Origin of the sequence: Chitinophaga silvisoli (assembly GCF_003412465.1) — a bacterium.
In the GTDB taxonomy this organism is placed as follows: domain Bacteria; phylum Bacteroidota; class Bacteroidia; order Chitinophagales; family Chitinophagaceae; genus Chitinophaga; species Chitinophaga silvisoli.
Genome location: NZ_QTJV01000018.1, coordinates 94,427 through 113,655 on the forward strand (window position 1 = coordinate 94,427; position 19,229 = coordinate 113,655).

At 42.7% G+C, this 19,229-nt stretch carries 18 protein-coding genes and 1 pseudogene; 10 read left to right on the forward strand and 9 right to left on the reverse strand.

Annotation, left to right across the window (positions count from 1 at the left end; genetic code table 11):
- Window positions 1–148: 148 nt before the first annotated feature.
- On the reverse strand, window positions 149–2,362 hold the full coding sequence (locus DXN04_RS31790) for a T9SS type A sorting domain-containing protein (protein ID WP_116857465.1): 2,214 nt from the start codon (window positions 2,360–2,362) through the stop codon (window positions 149–151).
- Between the two features lie 391 nt (window positions 2,363–2,753).
- Between DXN04_RS31790 and DXN04_RS35950 the strand changes: the two are divergent.
- Window positions 2,754–2,906 (forward strand): annotated as a pseudogene (locus tag DXN04_RS35950) (phage integrase SAM-like domain-containing protein); the annotation flags it as partial.
- Window positions 2,907–2,945: 39 nt separating this feature from the next.
- Here the strand turns inward: DXN04_RS35950 and DXN04_RS31800 are convergent.
- A complete protein-coding gene (locus tag DXN04_RS31800; protein WP_116857466.1) occupies window positions 2,946–3,308 on the reverse strand; it encodes a winged helix-turn-helix transcriptional regulator in 363 nt (120 codons plus the stop codon).
- Between the two features lie 98 nt (window positions 3,309–3,406).
- Between DXN04_RS31800 and DXN04_RS31805 the strand changes: the two genes are divergently transcribed.
- Both DXN04_RS31805 and DXN04_RS31810 read left to right on the forward strand, forming a co-directional pair.
- Window positions 3,407–3,856, forward strand: a complete 450-nt coding sequence (locus DXN04_RS31805) for a DUF2147 domain-containing protein (RefSeq protein ID WP_116857467.1) — start codon at window positions 3,407–3,409, stop codon at window positions 3,854–3,856.
- 12 nt (window positions 3,857–3,868) lie between these two features.
- Window positions 3,869–4,888: a zinc-binding dehydrogenase gene (locus DXN04_RS31810; protein ID WP_116857468.1), complete on the forward strand. Its 1,020-nt coding sequence runs from the start codon at window positions 3,869–3,871 to the stop codon at window positions 4,886–4,888.
- Between the two features lie 216 nt (window positions 4,889–5,104).
- Here DXN04_RS31810 and DXN04_RS31815 read toward each other — a convergent pair whose 3' ends face one another.
- Entirely contained in the window at window positions 5,105–6,172 is a 1,068-nt protein-coding gene (locus DXN04_RS31815; protein WP_116857469.1) for a WD40/YVTN/BNR-like repeat-containing protein, read from the reverse strand.
- Window positions 6,173–6,318: 146 nt separating this feature from the next.
- Here DXN04_RS31815 and DXN04_RS31820 point away from each other — a divergent pair, with 146 nt between their 5' ends.
- A complete protein-coding gene (locus DXN04_RS31820; RefSeq protein WP_116857470.1) occupies window positions 6,319–7,176 on the forward strand; it encodes a helix-turn-helix domain-containing protein in 858 nt (285 codons plus the stop codon).
- A 145-nt stretch (window positions 7,177–7,321) separates the two neighbouring features.
- On the opposite strand, the gene DXN04_RS31825 is transcribed toward DXN04_RS31820, so the two are convergent.
- Window positions 7,322–7,795, reverse strand: a complete 474-nt coding sequence (locus tag DXN04_RS31825; protein ID WP_116857471.1) for an Lrp/AsnC family transcriptional regulator — start codon at window positions 7,793–7,795, stop codon at window positions 7,322–7,324.
- 186 nt (window positions 7,796–7,981) lie between these two features.
- Here DXN04_RS31825 and ppsA point away from each other — a divergent pair, with 186 nt between their 5' ends.
- Together ppsA and DXN04_RS31835 are read left to right on the forward strand one after the other, a co-directional pair.
- A complete protein-coding gene (gene ppsA, locus DXN04_RS31830) occupies window positions 7,982–10,420 on the forward strand; it encodes a phosphoenolpyruvate synthase (RefSeq protein ID WP_116857472.1) in 2,439 nt (812 codons plus the stop codon).
- A gap of 128 nt (window positions 10,421–10,548) precedes the next feature.
- Window positions 10,549–10,965: a VOC family protein gene (locus DXN04_RS31835; protein ID WP_116857473.1), complete on the forward strand. Its 417-nt coding sequence runs from the start codon at window positions 10,549–10,551 to the stop codon at window positions 10,963–10,965.
- Here the strand turns inward: DXN04_RS31835 and DXN04_RS31840 are convergent, their stop codons facing one another.
- From DXN04_RS31840 to DXN04_RS31855, 4 genes are all read right to left on the reverse strand, one after another.
- Window positions 10,966–12,765, reverse strand: a complete 1,800-nt coding sequence (locus DXN04_RS31840; protein ID WP_116857474.1) for a mechanosensitive ion channel family protein — start codon at window positions 12,763–12,765, stop codon at window positions 10,966–10,968.
- Window positions 12,766–12,889: 124 nt separating this feature from the next.
- Window positions 12,890–13,339, reverse strand: a complete 450-nt coding sequence (locus DXN04_RS31845; RefSeq protein WP_116857475.1) for a MarR family winged helix-turn-helix transcriptional regulator — start codon at window positions 13,337–13,339, stop codon at window positions 12,890–12,892.
- A gap of 4 nt (window positions 13,340–13,343) precedes the next feature.
- Entirely contained in the window at window positions 13,344–13,760 is a 417-nt protein-coding gene (locus DXN04_RS31850; RefSeq protein WP_116857476.1) for an EVE domain-containing protein, read from the reverse strand.
- The gene (locus DXN04_RS31855; protein WP_116857477.1) at window positions 13,760–14,131 is read right to left on the reverse strand and encodes a VOC family protein; all 372 of its coding nucleotides are present in this window, start codon (window positions 14,129–14,131) and stop codon (window positions 13,760–13,762) included. Before DXN04_RS31855 ends, DXN04_RS31850 begins: the two co-directional genes overlap by 1 nt.
- 235 nt (window positions 14,132–14,366) lie before the next feature.
- On the opposite strand from DXN04_RS31855, the gene DXN04_RS31860 reads away from it, so the two are divergent.
- The 4 genes from DXN04_RS31860 to DXN04_RS31875 all read left to right on the forward strand — a co-directional run bounded on the left by DXN04_RS31860 (window position 14,367) and on the right by DXN04_RS31875 (window position 18,557).
- A complete protein-coding gene (locus DXN04_RS31860) occupies window positions 14,367–14,978 on the forward strand; it encodes a hypothetical protein (protein WP_233525733.1) in 612 nt (203 codons plus the stop codon).
- Window positions 14,979–15,027: 49 nt separating this feature from the next.
- Window positions 15,028–15,603 carry a hypothetical protein gene (locus DXN04_RS31865; protein WP_116857479.1) on the forward strand — a complete coding sequence of 192 codons (576 nt, stop codon included), beginning with the start codon at window positions 15,028–15,030 and terminating at the stop codon, window positions 15,601–15,603.
- A 48-nt stretch (window positions 15,604–15,651) separates the two neighbouring features.
- The gene (locus DXN04_RS31870; RefSeq protein ID WP_116857480.1) at window positions 15,652–17,622 is read left to right on the forward strand and encodes an SEL1-like repeat protein; all 1,971 of its coding nucleotides are present in this window, start codon (window positions 15,652–15,654) and stop codon (window positions 17,620–17,622) included.
- 347 nt (window positions 17,623–17,969) lie between these two features.
- Window positions 17,970–18,557 (forward strand): AidA/PixA family protein, encoded by a 588-nt coding sequence (locus tag DXN04_RS31875; RefSeq protein WP_116857481.1) that lies wholly within the window; start codon window positions 17,970–17,972, stop codon window positions 18,555–18,557.
- A gap of 84 nt (window positions 18,558–18,641) precedes the next feature.
- Here DXN04_RS31875 and DXN04_RS31880 read toward each other — a convergent pair whose 3' ends face one another.
- Entirely contained in the window at window positions 18,642–19,100 is a 459-nt protein-coding gene (locus DXN04_RS31880; RefSeq protein WP_116857482.1) for a hypothetical protein, read from the reverse strand.
- Between the last annotated feature and the right edge of the window lie 129 nt (window positions 19,101–19,229).

A 19,229-nucleotide genomic window follows, 5' to 3' on the forward strand; every position in this document is an offset into this window, starting at 1 on the left:
TAAGGAAGGAAATGGGCTGTCTCAAACTTCGAGACAGCCCATTTTATTTGGCCTTATGGAGAAAATTTTGTTTAAGCGATTATCCGGAGCTTCATTTACTCATGCCCTTTTTTATTTCCGGGATAAAATATTGTACCCACAAGAGCATTTATTTGTAAATGAACAGTTTTTCAGTTGATTTCTTCCGTCCATCTATAAAGACTTCAATGATATAGTTACCGTTATTTAATAAGCCAACATTCATCTGCTCTTTTTTGCTATTGCCGGTAAACCGTTGTCTTAATCTCAGTTTACCTGTCATATCATATACCCGGACTTCTGTAATATTCCCGTTCTTCACCGGATTAGCAGTTCTGGCATTTACATCTTCTGCATATTTCGTTTGCGGAATACTGATCAGAATATTCTCTGCCGCAGGATTTGGCTGGATAATTGGATTAACCGGCGGTACCCCACCGCAGCTTTCAGATTTAAATCGGTATGTATAGCTCGTAGTCCCACAATTATTGGTTACAGTAACACGGAAAATTGCCCATTGATCCGGTTCGGAAAATGTAAAGCGGAGGTTATTACCTACCTGGGACCATGAAACAGGTGAAGACATACCCGCGTTTGTCCATGTTACAGTGCCGGCCCCCTGGATGTTCATGTTGGTGCTCGTCTGGTAGCCGTAGCAGGCCACATTTGGATAGCTCAGATCAAGACGGCCGGCGGGAGTCAGCACATGTGTAGTGCCATTTACAGTAAAACTTCCCTGTACAACAGGCTCACCGATAAAAAACTGCTTTGTTGCAGCATACGATGTGCCACAGGGATTGGTAATGGTCGCTGTAAGGGTAAAATAATTATGAGTGCCGTTATCGGTAACAGTAACAGAACTTCCTGCTGGTGTGAGGGTAACGAATGTGGTGGATGCAGACCAGGTTACATTGGAGCCTGCTGGTAATGCCGTTAGCTGATATACACCGCTTCCATTGGAACAAATAAAATCAGGCCCTGTAATAGAAGGGGTAATAATTGTGTTTACGTTCTGAGCACCGGTATTGGAAGGATCAAGCCAGTCCCTTAGCCGGGTGCCTATACTGCCCCCACCTATCCAGGAAATATCGAAGCGGCCATAAAAGCTGTCAAAGATAGCATCTCCGGGGCAATTACCTCTACCACCATGCAATTGTCCGACAATCTGGTGATTGGGATTGAACAAGGGAGAACCTGAAGAACCTCCTTCTATCCCACCCTGATCATACATCACCTGCCAATGTGTATGTGCAGGAGAAACAGTGCCACCTACCCAGCTAATATCCGAGGCAAAATCTGTGGCCGCATCATTATCTATTGAAATCTTCATCACATCTCCATTTGGATGATGAATACCAGTGCTACTGGCAGGAGCATTGGTACTCCTGGACCAGCCGGCATAAGTAATTCCGCTGTTCTGCGCCGGGCGTGTATTTAATTCCATAAGTGCAAAATCAGATGTCTGCCAGGCAGCCCGAAGCGTTGCGCCATTAAAGGATATAAATGAGGTGCCATCGCTGCTGGTGCATCCAGGACTTTTATAATTAAAACGAAATACCATACCGCTTACATTCCGGCCATCAGTGCAATGAAAAGCACTTAGAAAATATGGCCTGAAATCATTACAGGTATTATTGATCATGGAGCCGGAACACCAGCGATCACCATTCTCCAGGAGCATCATTGCCACAGCATTGGACTCTGTTCTCCAGGCATCTCCTTGCGTACAGTTCACATTAATCTCACACGGTAAGGATTGACCATATCCCGCATACTCTTTGTATACCGGCTTATAACCGTGTATTACTTTTTTAATGTGCAGCTGGCTGCGACCAGCTACTGCAGCAGGTTCGAAGAGTTCAAGTACAATAGCAGATCCCTGCACAAGATCTGTATTGAATAAATGGGAACTGTTATTCTGTGCAGCAGTAATTGGCCCCATCAGCATAGTCTTTTCTGCGTTGTAAATAGTAAGCTCCGCACCTTCTGCCAGCTGGAAATTGTTAAACTGCAAGTTCAGGCTATGCGCACCCACAGAGGAGATTCGGAGCTGCCATACTTTGCCTCCTTCAACGTCTGTCCAGCTGCCATTCTTTAAACCGAGGTCCACATCATACCCAACACCAAAACGGAAAGGCAGATCATGTTGCTGATCATAGGCATCTTCTTTGAGCAGCGAATCAACATTAATACGGGTATTAAGGGAAAACCCGGCAATTCGCGCATTAGGATTTTCAGGTACCCGGGATGAAACCTGGTCTGCACTGATGAAACGGGTAATAACCTGCGCAGATAAGCATGCTGGTAGTAATGCAAGTAGCAATACCAGATAGAATTTTCTCATGGTTAACAATGATTATAGGTGATTAATAAAAGGATATTCTGGATATGTAATTAGGGTAAAGGGGCATTTAATGGTAAAGAGTTTTTATCTTCAATATGTGAATATAAGAATAATTTACTAGTGGACGGATGAAATAATTAGGAATAAAATAATCATTTATAATCATGCCCCTCTATCTGTAATATAAAAGAAACCGGAAGATATTTTCAACTGTAAGCGCACGATTGAAGTAAAACTACCTGGCACCAAGCAAGCATTGGAATTAATGGATATTAAGAAAAGCCAGACAATAATAGTACAGCAATCTATAGGAACTGCCTATATTCCACCACATAAGTTTAAGGGGAATTTACTGGAACACTACGCGTAATATGTAGATAAAAACAGGACCGATGCTAACAGGCTTTACAAAAACAGTTTTAAGCAATTCAAAGAATTTTTAGGACGTAATTTCATTTCACCAGATGACATTACGGAAAACCTATGCAAAGAATTTAGAAAATTCCTTCTTGCCAAATTTAAAGGGGAAACTCCCCTGGGATAGTATGTATCTTCTGCTCTTATACAGGACTTAAATTTGCCTTTACAGTGATTTTTTTATCGTCTCCAGATGCTTTTCTCCCCAACTACTTAGGGCTAAAACAACCTCCTCCAGGCTAAAACTGTACTCGGTCAATTCATAGGACACTGTAACTGAAAAGCCTTCGCTGTCGATAACCCGCTTAAGAAATCCATTCACTTCCAAATCCTTCAATTCGTTAGATAACACTCTAGCGGAAATCCCATTGACTGCCCGACGGAGCTCACTAAATCGCTTATTGCCATTATACAAAGCTATAATTATCCTAAGCGTCCACTTTCCACCAAGAACAAAGAGTGCATCACCAACTGTTTGGATCAGCTTTTCTACTGTTTTCTCATCAAACTTTTTGAAACATTTTTCCATATTCAACTATACTGGTAAACTAAAAGTTACCGGTAACCTTTAGTTTACTGGTAACCTATGATTACCAAATGTATTTACTTTTGGACGAACGATAAAATATGAAAACAAGAATCTTTTTAGGCGCACTGCTGTTTCTAGGCTTATTATGGAACATTGCTTCAGGACAAACCAGGACTGGTGATGAAATAGTTGGTACCTGGACTATGGAAACCGGGGAATCGAAGATCAGAGTTTACAAACAGAACGGAGCATTCTTCGGCAAGATGGTCTGGTCGAAAGATATGTATGAAGCTGATGGTAAGACTTCAAGAAAAGACATCAATAATGCCAATGTCAATTTACGTGATCGCTTTCTCAAGGACCTGACGATACTTGAGCATTTCAGGTTTGATAAAGATGAATGGTCTGATGGCAGGATCTATGACATTAAAAGTGGTAAAACCTACAGTTGTACCATTAAACTGAAGAACCCGGACGTGATGCTTGTACGTGGATATATTGGAATATCGCTTTTAGGAAAAACTGTATCCTTTAACAGAGTAAAATAAAGAATATACCCTATGTCAGCACCAACCAATATTATCAGTGATCAGGTTAATTATCAAGTGGCCATAACACATCCAGGCGAATACGCTGAATTAAGTATTATAAAAGAACAGATCCGAGCTCCTAATATCGGAGAGGTACTGATCAGCGTTGAATATTGCGGTGTGGCCCTGGGCGATATTTTGTTCAGAAAGGGTATCAGTCCTGGTAAATTTCCCATGGTCCCAGGGTACGACATTGTCGGAATCATTATCTCTACCGGCGAAGGTGTTGTGAAATTCAAAAAGGGGGATAGGGTGGCATGCTTAACATTGACCGGGGGGTATACGACTTACATTACACTACCAGTGAAAGATCTGATCCTGCTCCCCAGCCCGGTAAAACCCGAAGATGCTGCTGCATCGGTCTTGAATTATACCACGGCCTACCAATTGCTGGTAAATACAGCAAAACTCAAAAAAGGTGATAGTGTACTGATCCATGGTGCCGGAGGAGGAATAGGCTTGGCAGTACTCCAGCTCTGCAAATATCTGGGTATAGAAGCCTACGGAACCGTTTCAGCTAAAAAAATGAATGCCGTAAAGCAGGAAGGGGCCATTGCTATTGATTACCAACATAGCGATTTTGTTGAATTCATCAGGGAAAAAAAGGCAAATATCGACGCAGTTTTAGACCCTATTGGAGGGTCTCAGCTCTTCGGATCATTTAAAGTACTTCGTTCTGGTGGTACACTCGTTTCTTTCGGTATCGGTTCTGCTCTTAATGGAAATGGTTGGCCATTCTGGAAACTAATCAAGGCGATGCTTCCCTTATTGCTGCTTAAATTAAGCTTTCAGAAAAAACATGTGAAACTCTACGTTACTACTTCTAAAACTAAGGGGCTACGTGCATCCTTACAAGAGATGATCACGCTTTTGGCCAAAGGGGAAATAGCTCCCCCAATCGCTAAAATATTCAGGCTTAATGAAGCTGAAGCAGCCCATCAGTACTTGCTAAAAGAGCGTCCTGCAGGAAAAATATTATTGAAACCATGAGAGAGGGAATTAAGGCTTTAAGTCGTTGGGACTTGAAGCCTTAGTTTTCATTCATGCAGCTTTTCGGAAGACTAAATATTTAAGTCCTTAAAAAGGAATATTTCCAATTACTGTTTTCTCTATCTGCATCCCGGGGACTGCCAGAATTTAGCTATACGAAATATCAATGGCAAGCCCCCGGGGCAGACATAAAATCCATGAATGTTAACCTGGGTTTCAACATCCCCCCCTGCTGGGTATGGCATAAATCACATTGCCTGAAACATATAAATTAAAGACCTTATCCTCCACAGAAGGAAGTAATAATTTCCATGTTTTCCCCTTGTCTGATGACCTGAAAATGCCATCGGGATGAGTACAAAAGAAGTTTTCACCCACCTGGATAATTGGAGTCATGGAGGCTTTTACACGAGGCCGATTATTCCAGGTCCGCCATATTGAATCGACCAGGCCTTTATTCTGAAGACCGGGTTCAATAGGCTGCCAGGTTTTACCGCCGTCGTAGGATGTACTTAGTCCCCGGTTACCAGACTCTGAACCGGAAGTGATAGCTGCGAATCCTCCCTTGATCTTTTTTACATCGAAAGCTACACTGCCCTCATTGCTCACCACCGACCAGCTTTCACCATTATCGGTGGATCTTATTATCCTTTTCATACTGATCGCCAACAGTACGCCATTCGCCTCTGCCATATTCCCTACCAGGGATCCGGTATGAACCTGTTTCCAGGTCTCTCCATTGTCAGCCGTTTTAAAAAAGCCCCTGTCGGTGCCGACGAAAATTGTACCTCCGGTAGTCTCAAAAGCGCTGCGTATTCGTGGCTCCTGGAAATTTTCGAATATTGGCGACCATACACTCGTTCCGTTTGTTTTTTTCAAATTTATCCCCCAATAATTGAAGCCAAATATCCCGGACTTAGGGGAAGCCATGCTGGAATGTTCGTCAGGCGAAATCTCTTTGGTCCAAAAAGGAGCTGTAGCATTGGGTACACTGTGATAGAGTCCGTTTCCAACCCTTAAAAACAGCCCTTTATCATTTGCAAAGAAGCTATTTCCCCTGATCTTTTCTCCCTGCAAATTTTCAGGCAGCCCTTTGCTGATGTCCTGCCAGGTTTGTCCGCCATCTGTAGTTTTAAAAACGATTTTTGCAGTTCCGGAAGTATTTGTTTTGGCACTTTGGAGACTATTCCCGGTTATGGATGCCCGTGCCATTTCAGACACCTGATTACAGGAAAAGAGGCATTGGGAAAGGAGCAGGATAGCAAGATGATAGACGATCTTCATGACTGGAAATGATTTTGTGAAACAATACAGCAAAGCTATCAGGACTCAACTACCTCGAAGAATTTTTGCAGTAAAAAGTTGTAAAAGGTGCGTAAAACGTTTGTAAAGCCCATTAATACAGGGGGCTAATAGTGTATTTTGCACGCATGAAGCCATTTATTCTATTCGGATCGTCCATCATAATCATTTTTATTTTAATTTCTGCTATTGCTTCTCTTAATAAAAAAGATGAAATTCCTAAGAAGCATTTAGAAGTTGTGTTACGGGATATAGGACATCAGCTTTTGCTCTCAGCTAAAGATTCTTCGTCCCGCGTGCTGCCGGTCAGGCAAATAGATGAAAATACCTACCAGATCTCCTTCCAAAATGATTTTGGGTTTATCTCGGATACACTCATCAATTTAGTGCAGCGAACATTTCAAAAAAGCGGCCTGGCAAATAATTATATAGTAAGTTTAAAGAATTGTATCCCAAAGGAAACTGTCTTTGCATTCGAAATAAATAGCCAGGCCGGTAATTTAACACCCTGCCGGGGGCGTAAACTTGAGGTTGGTTGTTATGCGATTGAAATTGAATTTTTTAAGAAAACTACGTTTAATTATTTGTGGTTGTTACTATTAATTATTCCTTTGGGTATTGCTGGATTTTATGTAAAAAATAAGTCCCGGAAAGAAGAGGAGCAAGTATCAATCCCGGATGATAATGATTACCTGCAATTAGGAAGCTTCAGATTCTACACAGATAATAATGTGCTGAAAATAGAGGATAAAAGTATTGCCCTTTCAGAAAAAGAAACGAACGCGCTAAAAATATTCGCAGAAAATATAAACCAGGTCGTAGAAAGGGAAAAACTGATGAAAGAGATTTGGGAAGACAAAGGCCTGGTGGTCATCAGTAGAAATGTTGATGTATTGGTGTCAAAATTACGCAAGAAATTAACCGACGATCACTCTATTAAATTTATTAATGTCCCTGGCAGGGGTTACAAATTTATTATTGAGTAGCTACCTGTTAAAATTAAGTAAAGTATAAAACCTGGTAGATGGTGTTTACAATTAAGGTAAAACCTCATTTACACAGGCTATGAAATGGTGTACCCATCATTTCACTTCTCCCATCCATTAACCTTGAAAATCAATCCCTTTCCAACTATTTAAATCTCAAATTCAAGGCCACCTCCTTCTTCGCCTCAGCCAGCACAAACAAACTCCTAATCTTATAAATATTATCCAGCTTAGACAGCTTATTTAAATTAAAAGCTTCATAAGCATCCATATCCGTTACGACTACTTTAATCAAATAGTCAAATTGCCCATTCATCTTATAACATTCCATCACCTCGGGAAAAGTATTGATCTTCTCCTCAAACGCCACCAACCAATCATGCGACTGCTCTTTCAATGTCACACTGGTATACGCCACCAGGTGTTTGCCCAACTTATTCCTGTTCAACACAGCAATATACCGCTCAATATACCCTTCCGCTTCCAGGCGTTTGATACGTTCAAAGACTGTTGTAACAGACTTATTCAACCTGGCGGCAATTTCCTTGTTCGTTAAGCGGGCATCTTCCTGAAGTATATCTAAAATACTAATATCAACGCTATCTGGGGTAAAACTCATATCGAATTTTTGAGTGGAATCTATCAATAACCACGACCATTTCCGAAAAAAAAATGCCCGTTTGGCTAAATTAAGGTTTTGTTTTCGTCTAATAATCAACCTCGTAGTTATAAATCCCGACAAACTCTATTATTGCATCAAAGCAAACATGCCACGTTACTTATAATCTTCCCAAAACAATCTTTTATGGTTTCGCCAATTGTACTTCCTCTTTCCGATGTAGGCCTGGAAGACATCGCCACCGTAGGTGGCAAATGTGCCTCGATGGGTGAAATGATCGGTAACCTCGCAAAACTAGGGGTGAACATACCCGACGGCTTTGCCATCACGACTGAAGCATATTATCGTTTCCTGCGGGAAAATGACCTGGAAATTTTCATCCGTCAACAGATCGCATCAATCGATTTCAATGACCTCGTCACCCTCCGCCGCGCCGGCCAGAAAATACGACAGGCCATTAGCAACAAGCGCTTTCCCTATGACATGAGCGCAGAGATCATCAAGGCCTACACAGCCCTCTCCCTGCAATATGACCAGAAGGAAACAGACGTTGCCGTACGTTCATCTGCCACTGCTGAAGACCTTCCGGATGCCTCCTTTGCCGGCCAACAGGAAACATTCCTCAATGTACGTGGTCCTGCTGCACTGATAGACGCTGTACGCAACTGCTTCGCTTCCTTATTCACAGACAGGGCCATCAGCTACCGGGAAACCTTTGGATATGACCACTTCCAGGTAGGCCTTTCTGTATGTGTACAAAAAATGGTGCGCTCCGACCTCGGTGCCTCCGGTGTAGCCTTTTCCCTGGATACTGACTCCGGATTTAAAAATGTAGTTGTCATCAACGGCTCTTACGGCCTCGGTGAAATGGTCGTTCAGGGCGCAGTATCCCCCGATGAGTTTATTGTATTCAAACCATCTATGGCCATTATCGAAAAGAAACCCGGCAACAAGAATAAGATGATGGTGTATGGAGAAGGCAGTAATGACCGTACCAAAATAATCCCCGTTGAAAAAAACAAACAGCAACAATTTTGCCTTCCGGAAACACAGGCCATCCAGCTGGCAGAAGCAGTTGTAAAAATAGAAACCTATTATACCAACCTTAAAGGGAAATGGTGCCCTATGGATGTAGAATGGGCACTGGATGGCCTTTCCAACCAGCTCTTTATCGTACAGGCCAGACCAGAAACCGTGCATTCAAATAAAGACCGGCACCGCATTGTATCCTATAAAATGGAGCCTGTACCTGGAGATAAGTGCATCCTGAAAGGCATCGCGGTAGGTGATAAAATTGCAGCAGGAAAAGTGAACATTCTTTTTTCGCTGGACAAACGCATTACAGAAGGTGTAGAATTTATGAAGGGTGATGTGTTGGTGACTGATATGACAGATCCTGATTGGGAACCTATCATGAAAATAGCTTCCGCCATCGTTACGAATAAAGGAGGACGTACCTGCCATGCAGCCATTATCGCCCGCGAAATGGGGATACCTGCTATTGTAGGTTGTGGGGATGCTACTGAAAAACTCAATACTGGTCAGCTGATCACGGTGAGCTGTGCCGAAGGGGAAGAAGGCGTCGTATACGACGGCAAATGGAGCTACCGCGAAGAAGCTGTTGACCTGCAAAGCCTGCCTGCCATCAAAACGCCACTGATGCTCAACGTAGCGTCTCCATCTATGGCCTTCCAGTTTTCCTATCTGCCCAATAGCGGAGTAGGACTCGCACGGGAGGAGTTTATCATCAACAATTATATCCAGGCACACCCGCTTGCTTTACTTCATCATAAAGAACTGGCAGACGCAGCACTCAGTGTAAAGATCCAGCAGCTGATTACGGGTTATCCCAACGAGGAACAATATTTTATTACCAAACTTGCCTATGGCATTGCCAAGATAGCCGCTGCTTTCTACCCGTCCAAAACCATCGTCCGGTTTTCTGACTTTAAGAGCAATGAATATTACAACCTGCTGGGAGGTAAATATTTTGAGCCGCATGAAGAGAATCCAATGATTGGCTGGCGGGGAGCCTCACGCTATTACTCCGAAAAATATAAATCTGCCTTTGCGCTGGAATGTAAAGCCATTAAAAAGGTGCGTACAGAAATGGGATTAGGAAATGTGGTTGTTATGATCCCCTTCTGTCGTACCGTCGAAGAACTGCACCAGGTGCTGTCTACGATGAAGGAGGCTGGATTAGAAAGAGGCGATAATGGCCTTGAAGTCTATCTCATGGCCGAGATCCCCTCCAATATCCTCATGGCAGATGAATTTGCTGAACATATTGATGGATTTTCTATTGGTTCAAATGACCTGACCCAGCTGACACTTGGTTTAGACAGGGACTCCGCGCTGATAGCAAATATTTACAATGAAACCAATCCAGCTGTGACGAGGTTGATTGCTCACCTGATCAGGGTGGCTAAAAAGCATAATGTAAAAGTAGGGATCTGCGGACAGGGCCCTTCGGACAATCCTGCATTTGCAAAATTTCTTGTAGAACAGGGTATTGATAGTATCTCGGTAACACCGGATGCAGTGGTAAAGACGGTGATGGCGATTGCCGAAGTAGAGGAAGAACTAAGAAAGAAAGCAATGGTAAAAGAAGAAGTGGAGCTATAACTCCACTTCTTCTTTTACGCTCCAGTTCAAAATACCTGGCGTAATCTTACCCTAAAACTGTCGCATCCACCCCCTCTCTCCTCTCACATAATATCGCATATTTGTACTTCTTAGATAAACACCTGTACATGAATAATACCCAACTCGATATCTATGTGAACTACCCCGGCAACTGCCAGGAGGCCTTCAGGTTTTATGAAGAACACCTGAACGGGAAAATCACCATGATGATGACACATGCACAAGCCCCGGATCAAAATTCCATGTTGCCGGCAGACTGGAAAAACGCCATTCTGCATGCACGTATAGCAATAGGAAATACAACCCTGATGGGGGCCGATATTCCAGGCGCAGAACCCATGCGCAGCGCTTACCTTACATTACGGTTCGACACTGCGGCGGCAGCAGAACAGGCTTATGCATTGCTCTCAGATGGCGGACAGATTTTTATGAAAATGGAAGAAACTTTTTTCGCCTCCCGCTTCGCCATGCTACGCGATAAATTCGGTACATCCTGGATGCTCCTGCATGAAACTAAAAAGTAATTATTCTGATTTCTCTTTCCCGCCATCCCTCACCACATGGTAACTGGGCGACATAATCTCAATACCATGCTGATTAAACACGTCCTGGATATTTTCTAATAAACTACTATAAATCACTGCCTGCCGGTTGGCCTCCTTTGTATACGCATTGATCTGATAAGAAATAAAATAATCATCCAGGCTGGTTTGCAGCACAAAGGGTTTGGGTTCTTTAATAATATAAGCAGTCTTTAATGCGGCTTCAATCAACAATTCATACACCTGCTGCCATGGCACATCATAACCGATAGTTACCGTATAATGTATAATCAAACCCTGGTTTTCACTTTTGGTATGACTTGAATAATTAATAGTAGAACTGGACAACACAGTAGAATTAGGCACCGTAATATCTTCGTTCTTAATCGTCTTTATCCGTGTCACAAGCATCGTCTTCTCTGTTACATCTCCCACCACTTCTCCAATCTTCACCCGGTCTCCAACCTTAAATGGGCGCATGTATGTAATCACCAAACCCGCAACAATATTGTTCGTCGCACTGGATGACCCCAGGGAAATCAGTACCCCAAGAAAAACCGATACTCCCTGGAATGCCGGCGAACTGCTTCCCGGCAGAAAAGGAAACACAATCACCAGCATAAAAGCATAAAGAATAAATCGCAGGATATTAAAAGTCGGTATCGCCCATTCAGCATGAAAACCCCTGATCTGAATATTCTCCCGCTTTATTTCATAAAATAAATACCTCACCCCTTTTATCAGGTATTTAAAAACAAAATAAATCACAACTACCTTGAATAAATTCGGCAGGTAATCTATCACCGCTTTCAGCGTCGATTTCAAAGGGGCAAGAATCCAACTGAGCAAGGTACTCGTCCATGATTCAGTCTCCGGAAAAAGGCTGAATAATAAAGGAAGTGACAGGTAAACAAGCAGGATAATGACAAGGATCTTTGCGAAAAAACTTAATCTTATCAGTAAAGTTTCAAGATGATTCGCAGTGATTATTTTAGTCTTTTTTAGACGAAAAAAGTTTAAATACTTATCCTTGTTAACCGAAATAAATCGCGTGAATCGCCTGAAGATGATGTTTACAAACCACACTATTATTACAAGCAGGGTAATAATCACTGCTACCAGTCCGAGTCTTTTGAGCAGGTTTACCACACTATGTACCTCTCTTTCCTTTGCAATAGTCTGCTTAATAATACCCAGGTACTCCCCGGCCAATTCAGCATTACTCTTGCCAAACCAAAGTCCGTCCAGATTTCCTACACTCAGAATTACCTCCGTACTATTATAGATAATATCATAATAACCCTCATTTTCAACAATGGTAAGAGAGTCAGGTTCAAAAAAAGGCGTTTTGTATAACTTGTCTATCTTGGCAGAAACTGCCACAGCACGGTCTTTTGCATTGAAAGATCCTGTACGTGTGTAAATGTAAAATAAGGTATCATGTGTCAGCGTAACCGGATAACCGGCTGCTGTTTTCTTCATCGCTTTCAGTTTCTCTAACTGCGCAATATTCCGCAAAGAGTCATTCACAGCTATTTTGTGCAATTGCGCTTCCAGTTCTTTCGTGCGTTCTGCGTTGCCTGACACCGTAGCAAGTTGTTGCATTAACTGTGCCTTGACCAGTGAATCTATTCTCTTCTGCTGTTCTTCCTTCACCATCAGGGCTTCATTAATCGCAGTGCTATCAATACCCGGTGCCGGACCAACGCTTGGTTCCTGGGCGCGGCAGTAAAGTGTAAGAGCCAGTAGCAGGCTTATGGCCAGGGTTTTAAAATACGTCATAAGCTATTGTGTAACAATTAATTCAGCTATTTAAAGATAGCAATTTTCAGCTAGATGAAAATTGTGAGCAATTGTTGAATCACATTTCATACCAGACACATAGCTTAGCACATCCCGCAGCGACCTACTTTATTAACCTCATCAATAAACCATCAAATACCACCTTATCCTTCATCACATCTTTAAAAAACACATCATCCACCGCTTTCACTACCCGGTACGCCTCTCGCAGTACCTCTATCCCCTTGTCCGTCATTTTCAACTGTTTCGCACGACTATCCCCGGGATCTTTCACTCGTTCTATTAATTGCTTATTCTCCAATACTGCCAATACTTTCGAAGTCATCATCTTATCAGTATTAGCATAATCGGCCAACTGCTGCTGCGTAACCGCCCCCTTTTTTTCACCCAACCAATAGAGACCTGCCATCAAAGAAAATTGAGTGAGCGTAAGTTCCATCTTCCCAAGTGCCCTGTTCATACTCAGCTGCCACTGCATCGTAACCTGCCATAGCAGGTACCCGCTATTTTCCTCCGGTTCTATATAGGAGAAGACCTGATTTTGTGTATCCATGTTTTTATTGCATGTGCGATTCTATCAAATCAAAATCGTGTTTGTTGATTTCAAAAAAACCTGTTCTAAAAATATATCCCCACTTTTCCTTGTCTTTAATAAATTCAAGGCTGTTTATTAAAGGCCTGATCTCGGCCTCCTTTACATCCTTGTATTCCGCTTTCCGCCGGTAAGGCTTAAATTTTTCTGTCACTTCATATTGAAATATACCATCGTCAGCCAGCACCGCAAGTGCAACAAACCGCTGACACAATTCATGCTGTCCATAAATCATTTTCCCGGCATAATACAATACCTTGTCACCTGCAGCCATTCTCTTTAACGGGGCAAGTTTGCCATGATTTACCTGTACTACCCCCTCCCTGGCCCCGTCAAGGGCGTGATCACGCGATGTGACCACCACCCAAAATCCCGTTGCCATTAATCTTCCCTGGTTTCCTGTAAGGTAATTGCATAACCATCAGGATCAGCTACTACCAGGATCCGCCCAAACGGTGTCGGATGAATATCCTTTACAATAGAAATCTTATCTCCATTTTTCTCCAGGAAGGTATCCAGATTACCTATCCCAAACCATACAGCCACTCCCCAACCCAGCAAATTTGCCTTGGATAGTTCGATCATCGGCTTCCTGATAGCGAAGGCTGCACCATTTTTTTGCTCAAATACAATCGCATCAGGTGGCGATTTCAAAACCGGCTTAAAACCTAAAATCTCGGTATAAAATTTTCCCGATGCCTCAAGATCAGTCACTTGCAGCGAAACAAAGCTGAGTTGTGTTGGATTTGTCATAATCTCTAATTTAGTTGTCGTGACTACTAAATTAGAGAATAAAGCAACAATAAAAAATCTTTTTTAGTCAAGGGGGCATCCTTGCCACCTCATCAAGACCATTAACCATTCCCCCATTTGTTCCTATCTTTATCAAAGAACAGCGCCTACTATGATAGATTTATCTCACGCCGAAAACCAGGTTCACTGTGTCACAAATTTTCAGGACCTGGTTAATACGCCATTTCAGGGGAACATGAATGCGATATGCTGGACCCGTAAACTGACAGGCGATTTTTCTGAGATTGTTAAGAATGTAGCGCTAAGCGGAAATATAACAGAAATTGAACCGGGCGAACTTTGTACCCTTCAATTGAGTGAACAGGGTCAACTTGCCCGGGAAATTATTTTACAGGACCTGGCCGCATTGACTGCTCATGGTGCCTCCCCCAGCCTCAATATCATTAGTTATTATGACCGGGATGAGGCTTTCCCCTTTTTCCCAACTGATGTTTACTCTTACCATGTAGATCGCTCTCCTATTCCAACCAGTACATTTCTATGCACCTACTATGGCGATGCCAGTGATATATTGCCCAATTCACAAGGGATACAAAAAATCCTCATCCCCGAAGTACGTGCTGAACTTAGAACGCTGTACAATGGGCCGGATGAAGGTTTTGAATCCTTCTTAAGCGAGCATTTCTTTGACCTGCACTACCAGGCTAAACCGGGTGCCGTTCCGGTCAACTTAGGCACCGGACACCTGTGGAGATTGGCGGTCGATCATCCCGACAGCCTGGTTCCCCCCTGTCTTCACCGTGCACCTAAAGAAAAGTCCGGACCAAGGCTCTTACTCATTTGTTGAGCACAAAGAAAAAATCCTCCATTAACTATATATATACTTTCTTTGCACCATGCTACAAATTCAGGACCTTATCCAATCAGGACAAATTGAAACTGCGATCCGGGAAACAGAAACCATGCTCGGTCAATTACCAGCTTCCGACTTCCAATACGTGATCGGCAAAAACCTTCTGCACCTTAAAGGCCCCCTGACAGCTTACTTCAACTATTGCTACACCATTATGACGGAAGACGAAGAACTGGATGTCAAAGCCCTCTACCTTGAAATGAACAGTTTTACGACCCAGTACGATCAATGGTTCCTGCATTTACTGGCTTACGATACACTTGCCAACCGTGACAATCCCGACTGGCTGGAGAATTTCAGCGGCGAGGCCCAAAAGAAACTCACCATCACAGGCTTTGAACCACTGCAGGAGACCAACAGGAAATTCATGCAGACAGAAGGTTACCGCGATGATCAATTGCGCCAGGCATGCGAACTCCAGGAATATCTCGTGATCCTCCGGTTGCATGAACTCGCGATCCAAACCGTCAAAGAAAATAAAGGAAAAGCTCCCTGGGCCAATATCCCCGTGTTCGCTGGCGCACATGATTATGAAGACCTGATCTTTATGATCTCTTAGGTCTCTTAAGATCAAAGCCCACACATAAAGAATCACTACCTTTGCAGCATGTCGCACAGCGTATATTTAAGTAATACCAGCTCCCCATCAGGAATAAACAGGAATGAAATACTGATGATGGAATGGGGATATGAGATGCCGTTACTATTACAACCACTGTTAATAAGTGGCGGGTTTATTGAGAACGATATGCTATACTACGATGCCAAACGCGGCATCGAAAACCTCAAAAGGTTTTATAAGTTCCTGGACATAACAGCTGCGCTCATCAACAATAAAAGTAGCTTTACTGAATGCAGCAATAAACTCTTCCAATACCTGGACAGCCTTGACCATGCTTACTTTTGCATGGATGCCCGGGCTGTATTCAACAGTGAAGAAATACCACATGACCAACAAGCCGCTATCTGGCTGGCAGACATTGCATACAACAATGCGATGATCACCAGCGCCATGGATAACATGGACATTAGCCTCCTCTCTTACAAGCAATTCAGGCATGTCAGCATGGCTTTTCATTCATTTGCTGAGCTGCTGAACTTCGAAGACATTTCTTATGGTTGGGGATATATCCTTGAAGAAGAAAAACAGGAAGAAATTTACTCCGAAAATGGATTATGGGGATTAAAAAATGCAGCAGGAAACATCTTGCTGTCGCCCCAGTTTGATGAATTTTATGCATTCAGTGAGCAGGATCTGGCGGTAGTAATGAAAGCACAGAAATATGGTTATGTGCACAGGTCAGGTGAAATAATAGTGCCTCCGGAATGGGATGAGGCTTACGATTTTGTCTATTCCAGGCGGGCAATCGTTCAGCGAAATGGCCATTTAGGTCTCCTCAATACTGCAGGCAAAGTGGTGGCCGAACCAATATATGAGAATCTTATTAAGGCCGGTCACCATGGTCTCTACATCGCACAAAAGAATGGAAGCTGGGGGGTACTGACAGCAGATGCAACTGTGCTGATAGGTTTCAAATATGAAAAGATTGAACCCTTGCATGATGATGTATTCATACTACAGAAAGACGGCTTTTACAGCCTTGCAGAAGAGGGTGAGCAGTTCGATCTCATAGTGCATAAAGCGCCGCCACAGGGATTTGCCTGGGCTATCAAAGGGGATAAAGTCTACCTCATCGATAAATATGGCATCTCAAGAGCCAATAAAGCCCTGGTACAACAGGATGCTGAAAGCGAAGCCTCCTCTTTCTATTACGATGACACAGTGCGGCAGAAACTGCTGGCATATGCAAAAAGTGCTGATGAAGCAACTACAACAGATGCCTACACCCCGGTTGAAGAATTGTATAATATAGGTGTAGATGCCTATAACAGGCAGGACTATCCCTCCGCCATCTATCACTACACGCTTGCTGCGGAAAAAGGGTATGGTTACGCGATGAATAACCTGGCGCATATCTATTACATGATAGATGGATATGTAGATGAGCAAAAAGCTTTTTACTGGTATGAGCAGGGAGCTGCCGCCCGCAATACAAATGCCCTCTTCGGATTAAGTCTGTGCTACCAATACGGCATAGGCACTCATCCTGATATAGAAAAAGCTATAGACCTCCTGCTGCAGGCAGCGGAGGACGGCATGGCAGCGGCACATAATAACCTCGGATTTCTACTGTACGATACAGATCCGGAGCAGGCACTATATCATTATCAACAGGCAGAAAAGTTGGGAGAACCAGATTATAGCGGACTCGGATTTCTCTATGAAGGTAAAGGAGATTTTGAAACCGCTCTCGCTTATTATAATCAGGACAAGTCAGGATTAGGGGCCTATCATCTGGGGAATCTTTACCGGAAAGGATCAGGCACTGCAAAAGATATAAAAGCGGCCATAGCGTACTTTGAAACAGCGCTGGATGCTGCTTATGATATGGCACATATAGAGCTGGCAGGGATATACCTGTTTGAAGAAGGCTTTAAAGATATTGATAAGGCAAAAATGCATTCGGACGCAGCAGCAAAAGCAGGCATTGAAATCCCTGGGGAACTATCTATGTAAGCAATAGGTGCAGATTTATGTAGTAAAATATTTTAAATTATCCCCAACAAAAATCAAATAAGTACTGTTATCTAACAGTGTGAAAATTCACGTACTCAAATAACCACCATTCGCAGGCTCAGTAAGCAAAAACAATGAAAAATGCACCACATAAAAAGTGAAAAACACCCACATAAATAACGGTATTTAATATTACCCACAGCTATCTGCTGTGCGGCATAGTTTCTCTCTTTTGAAGATGATCAGTAGTATGCACTAACTGGTATGTATTACTCATACATATATCAATCGCTATGGCGGATACCGAAAAGCCTTAACAGAGTAGGTAAAATATTAAACCAAATTTTATGTCAAACACAGCGCAAGCTCCCATTCGCTCAAGGACAACCAGAAGGTCAGTCGCTAACACCGTTAATTTAATCATGGTGGTAGATACGGATGTGATTAAATCCACCTATGGTCCGAATTCAGGTCTGAATGATGCCCGTGGTCTTGATCACCATGAAGGTATCAACCTGTTATGCCCTAAGGCAAACTATAAAGGCCAGGCTAACGGGCAAAACGATCCGGCCAATATCATTTTCTCTGCAAATGTACAGGACTACGTTGCTTTCTGGGGGACTACCATCTCCAACAATTCAGATGATGCCGTTATCATTTATGATATATCACCTAACAGTGGGAACCCTAATGTGTTTAATCCTTTCCGCTCAGATGAGGAAACTTTAAGCGGTGCAATTGTGCCTTCACAGCCGAATCCTGTACCGGGAACAAATACATCAGTATCGTTCTATTCATTTGAGTCCAAGGTAAAAAATAAAGGTACAGAGGCCTTTACCATCTCTTTTGCACTCTATGAAGTGGATCCGAACAATCCTGAAAACCAGGTGCTATATGGCTGTTATTTCTGGGATCCAACGATCGAGGTGAAATAATTCCCGATAGCTTTACACTACGATTTAAAACATAACAATATAGCAGTTCTGTGTATGCAGAACTGCTGTTTTGTTTTGCATTTCTTATTTAAATTTCTCTAATTCAATTGCCTCTTCAAAAATAGATTTAAATTTCTCAGATAAGCCCACATTCTTAAATTTCAAAATAGTATAACTACTATCAAAACATACAATTTCTATTACAGCCTGCTCCAACTGGATATTACCATTTTCCCAGATCAAATCATTCCCTTCTACATATGGCAGTCTGTCTTCATCAATTTCTATTTCTTCATCTGCGGGAATACCGCAAATTACCCCCCATATTATCTGGAGATCTGCATTCGCAAGAATGCTAAACTCCTCCGGTGAAAGAATAAAATAATCCTGCTCATAATTGATGGGAACCGGATCAGATGACATGTACTCTAAATCGGATACTACCCACTGGTAATTCTTTATATCCTCCCAAACCGGCAGCATCAAAGCCCTGAGATTAGTATGATAATTCATCTTCCTGGTTTTACTGATGATCCAGTTCATGTAGGTATAGATTTATGCTAAGTTAATAATTAAGCACATCGCCTACCATACATACTCGCCGGTATGTCCGCAATCCTATGTTTGAAGTTTTTCATATTTCTGTCAGGAACTTCAAAACACTTTCGCTAC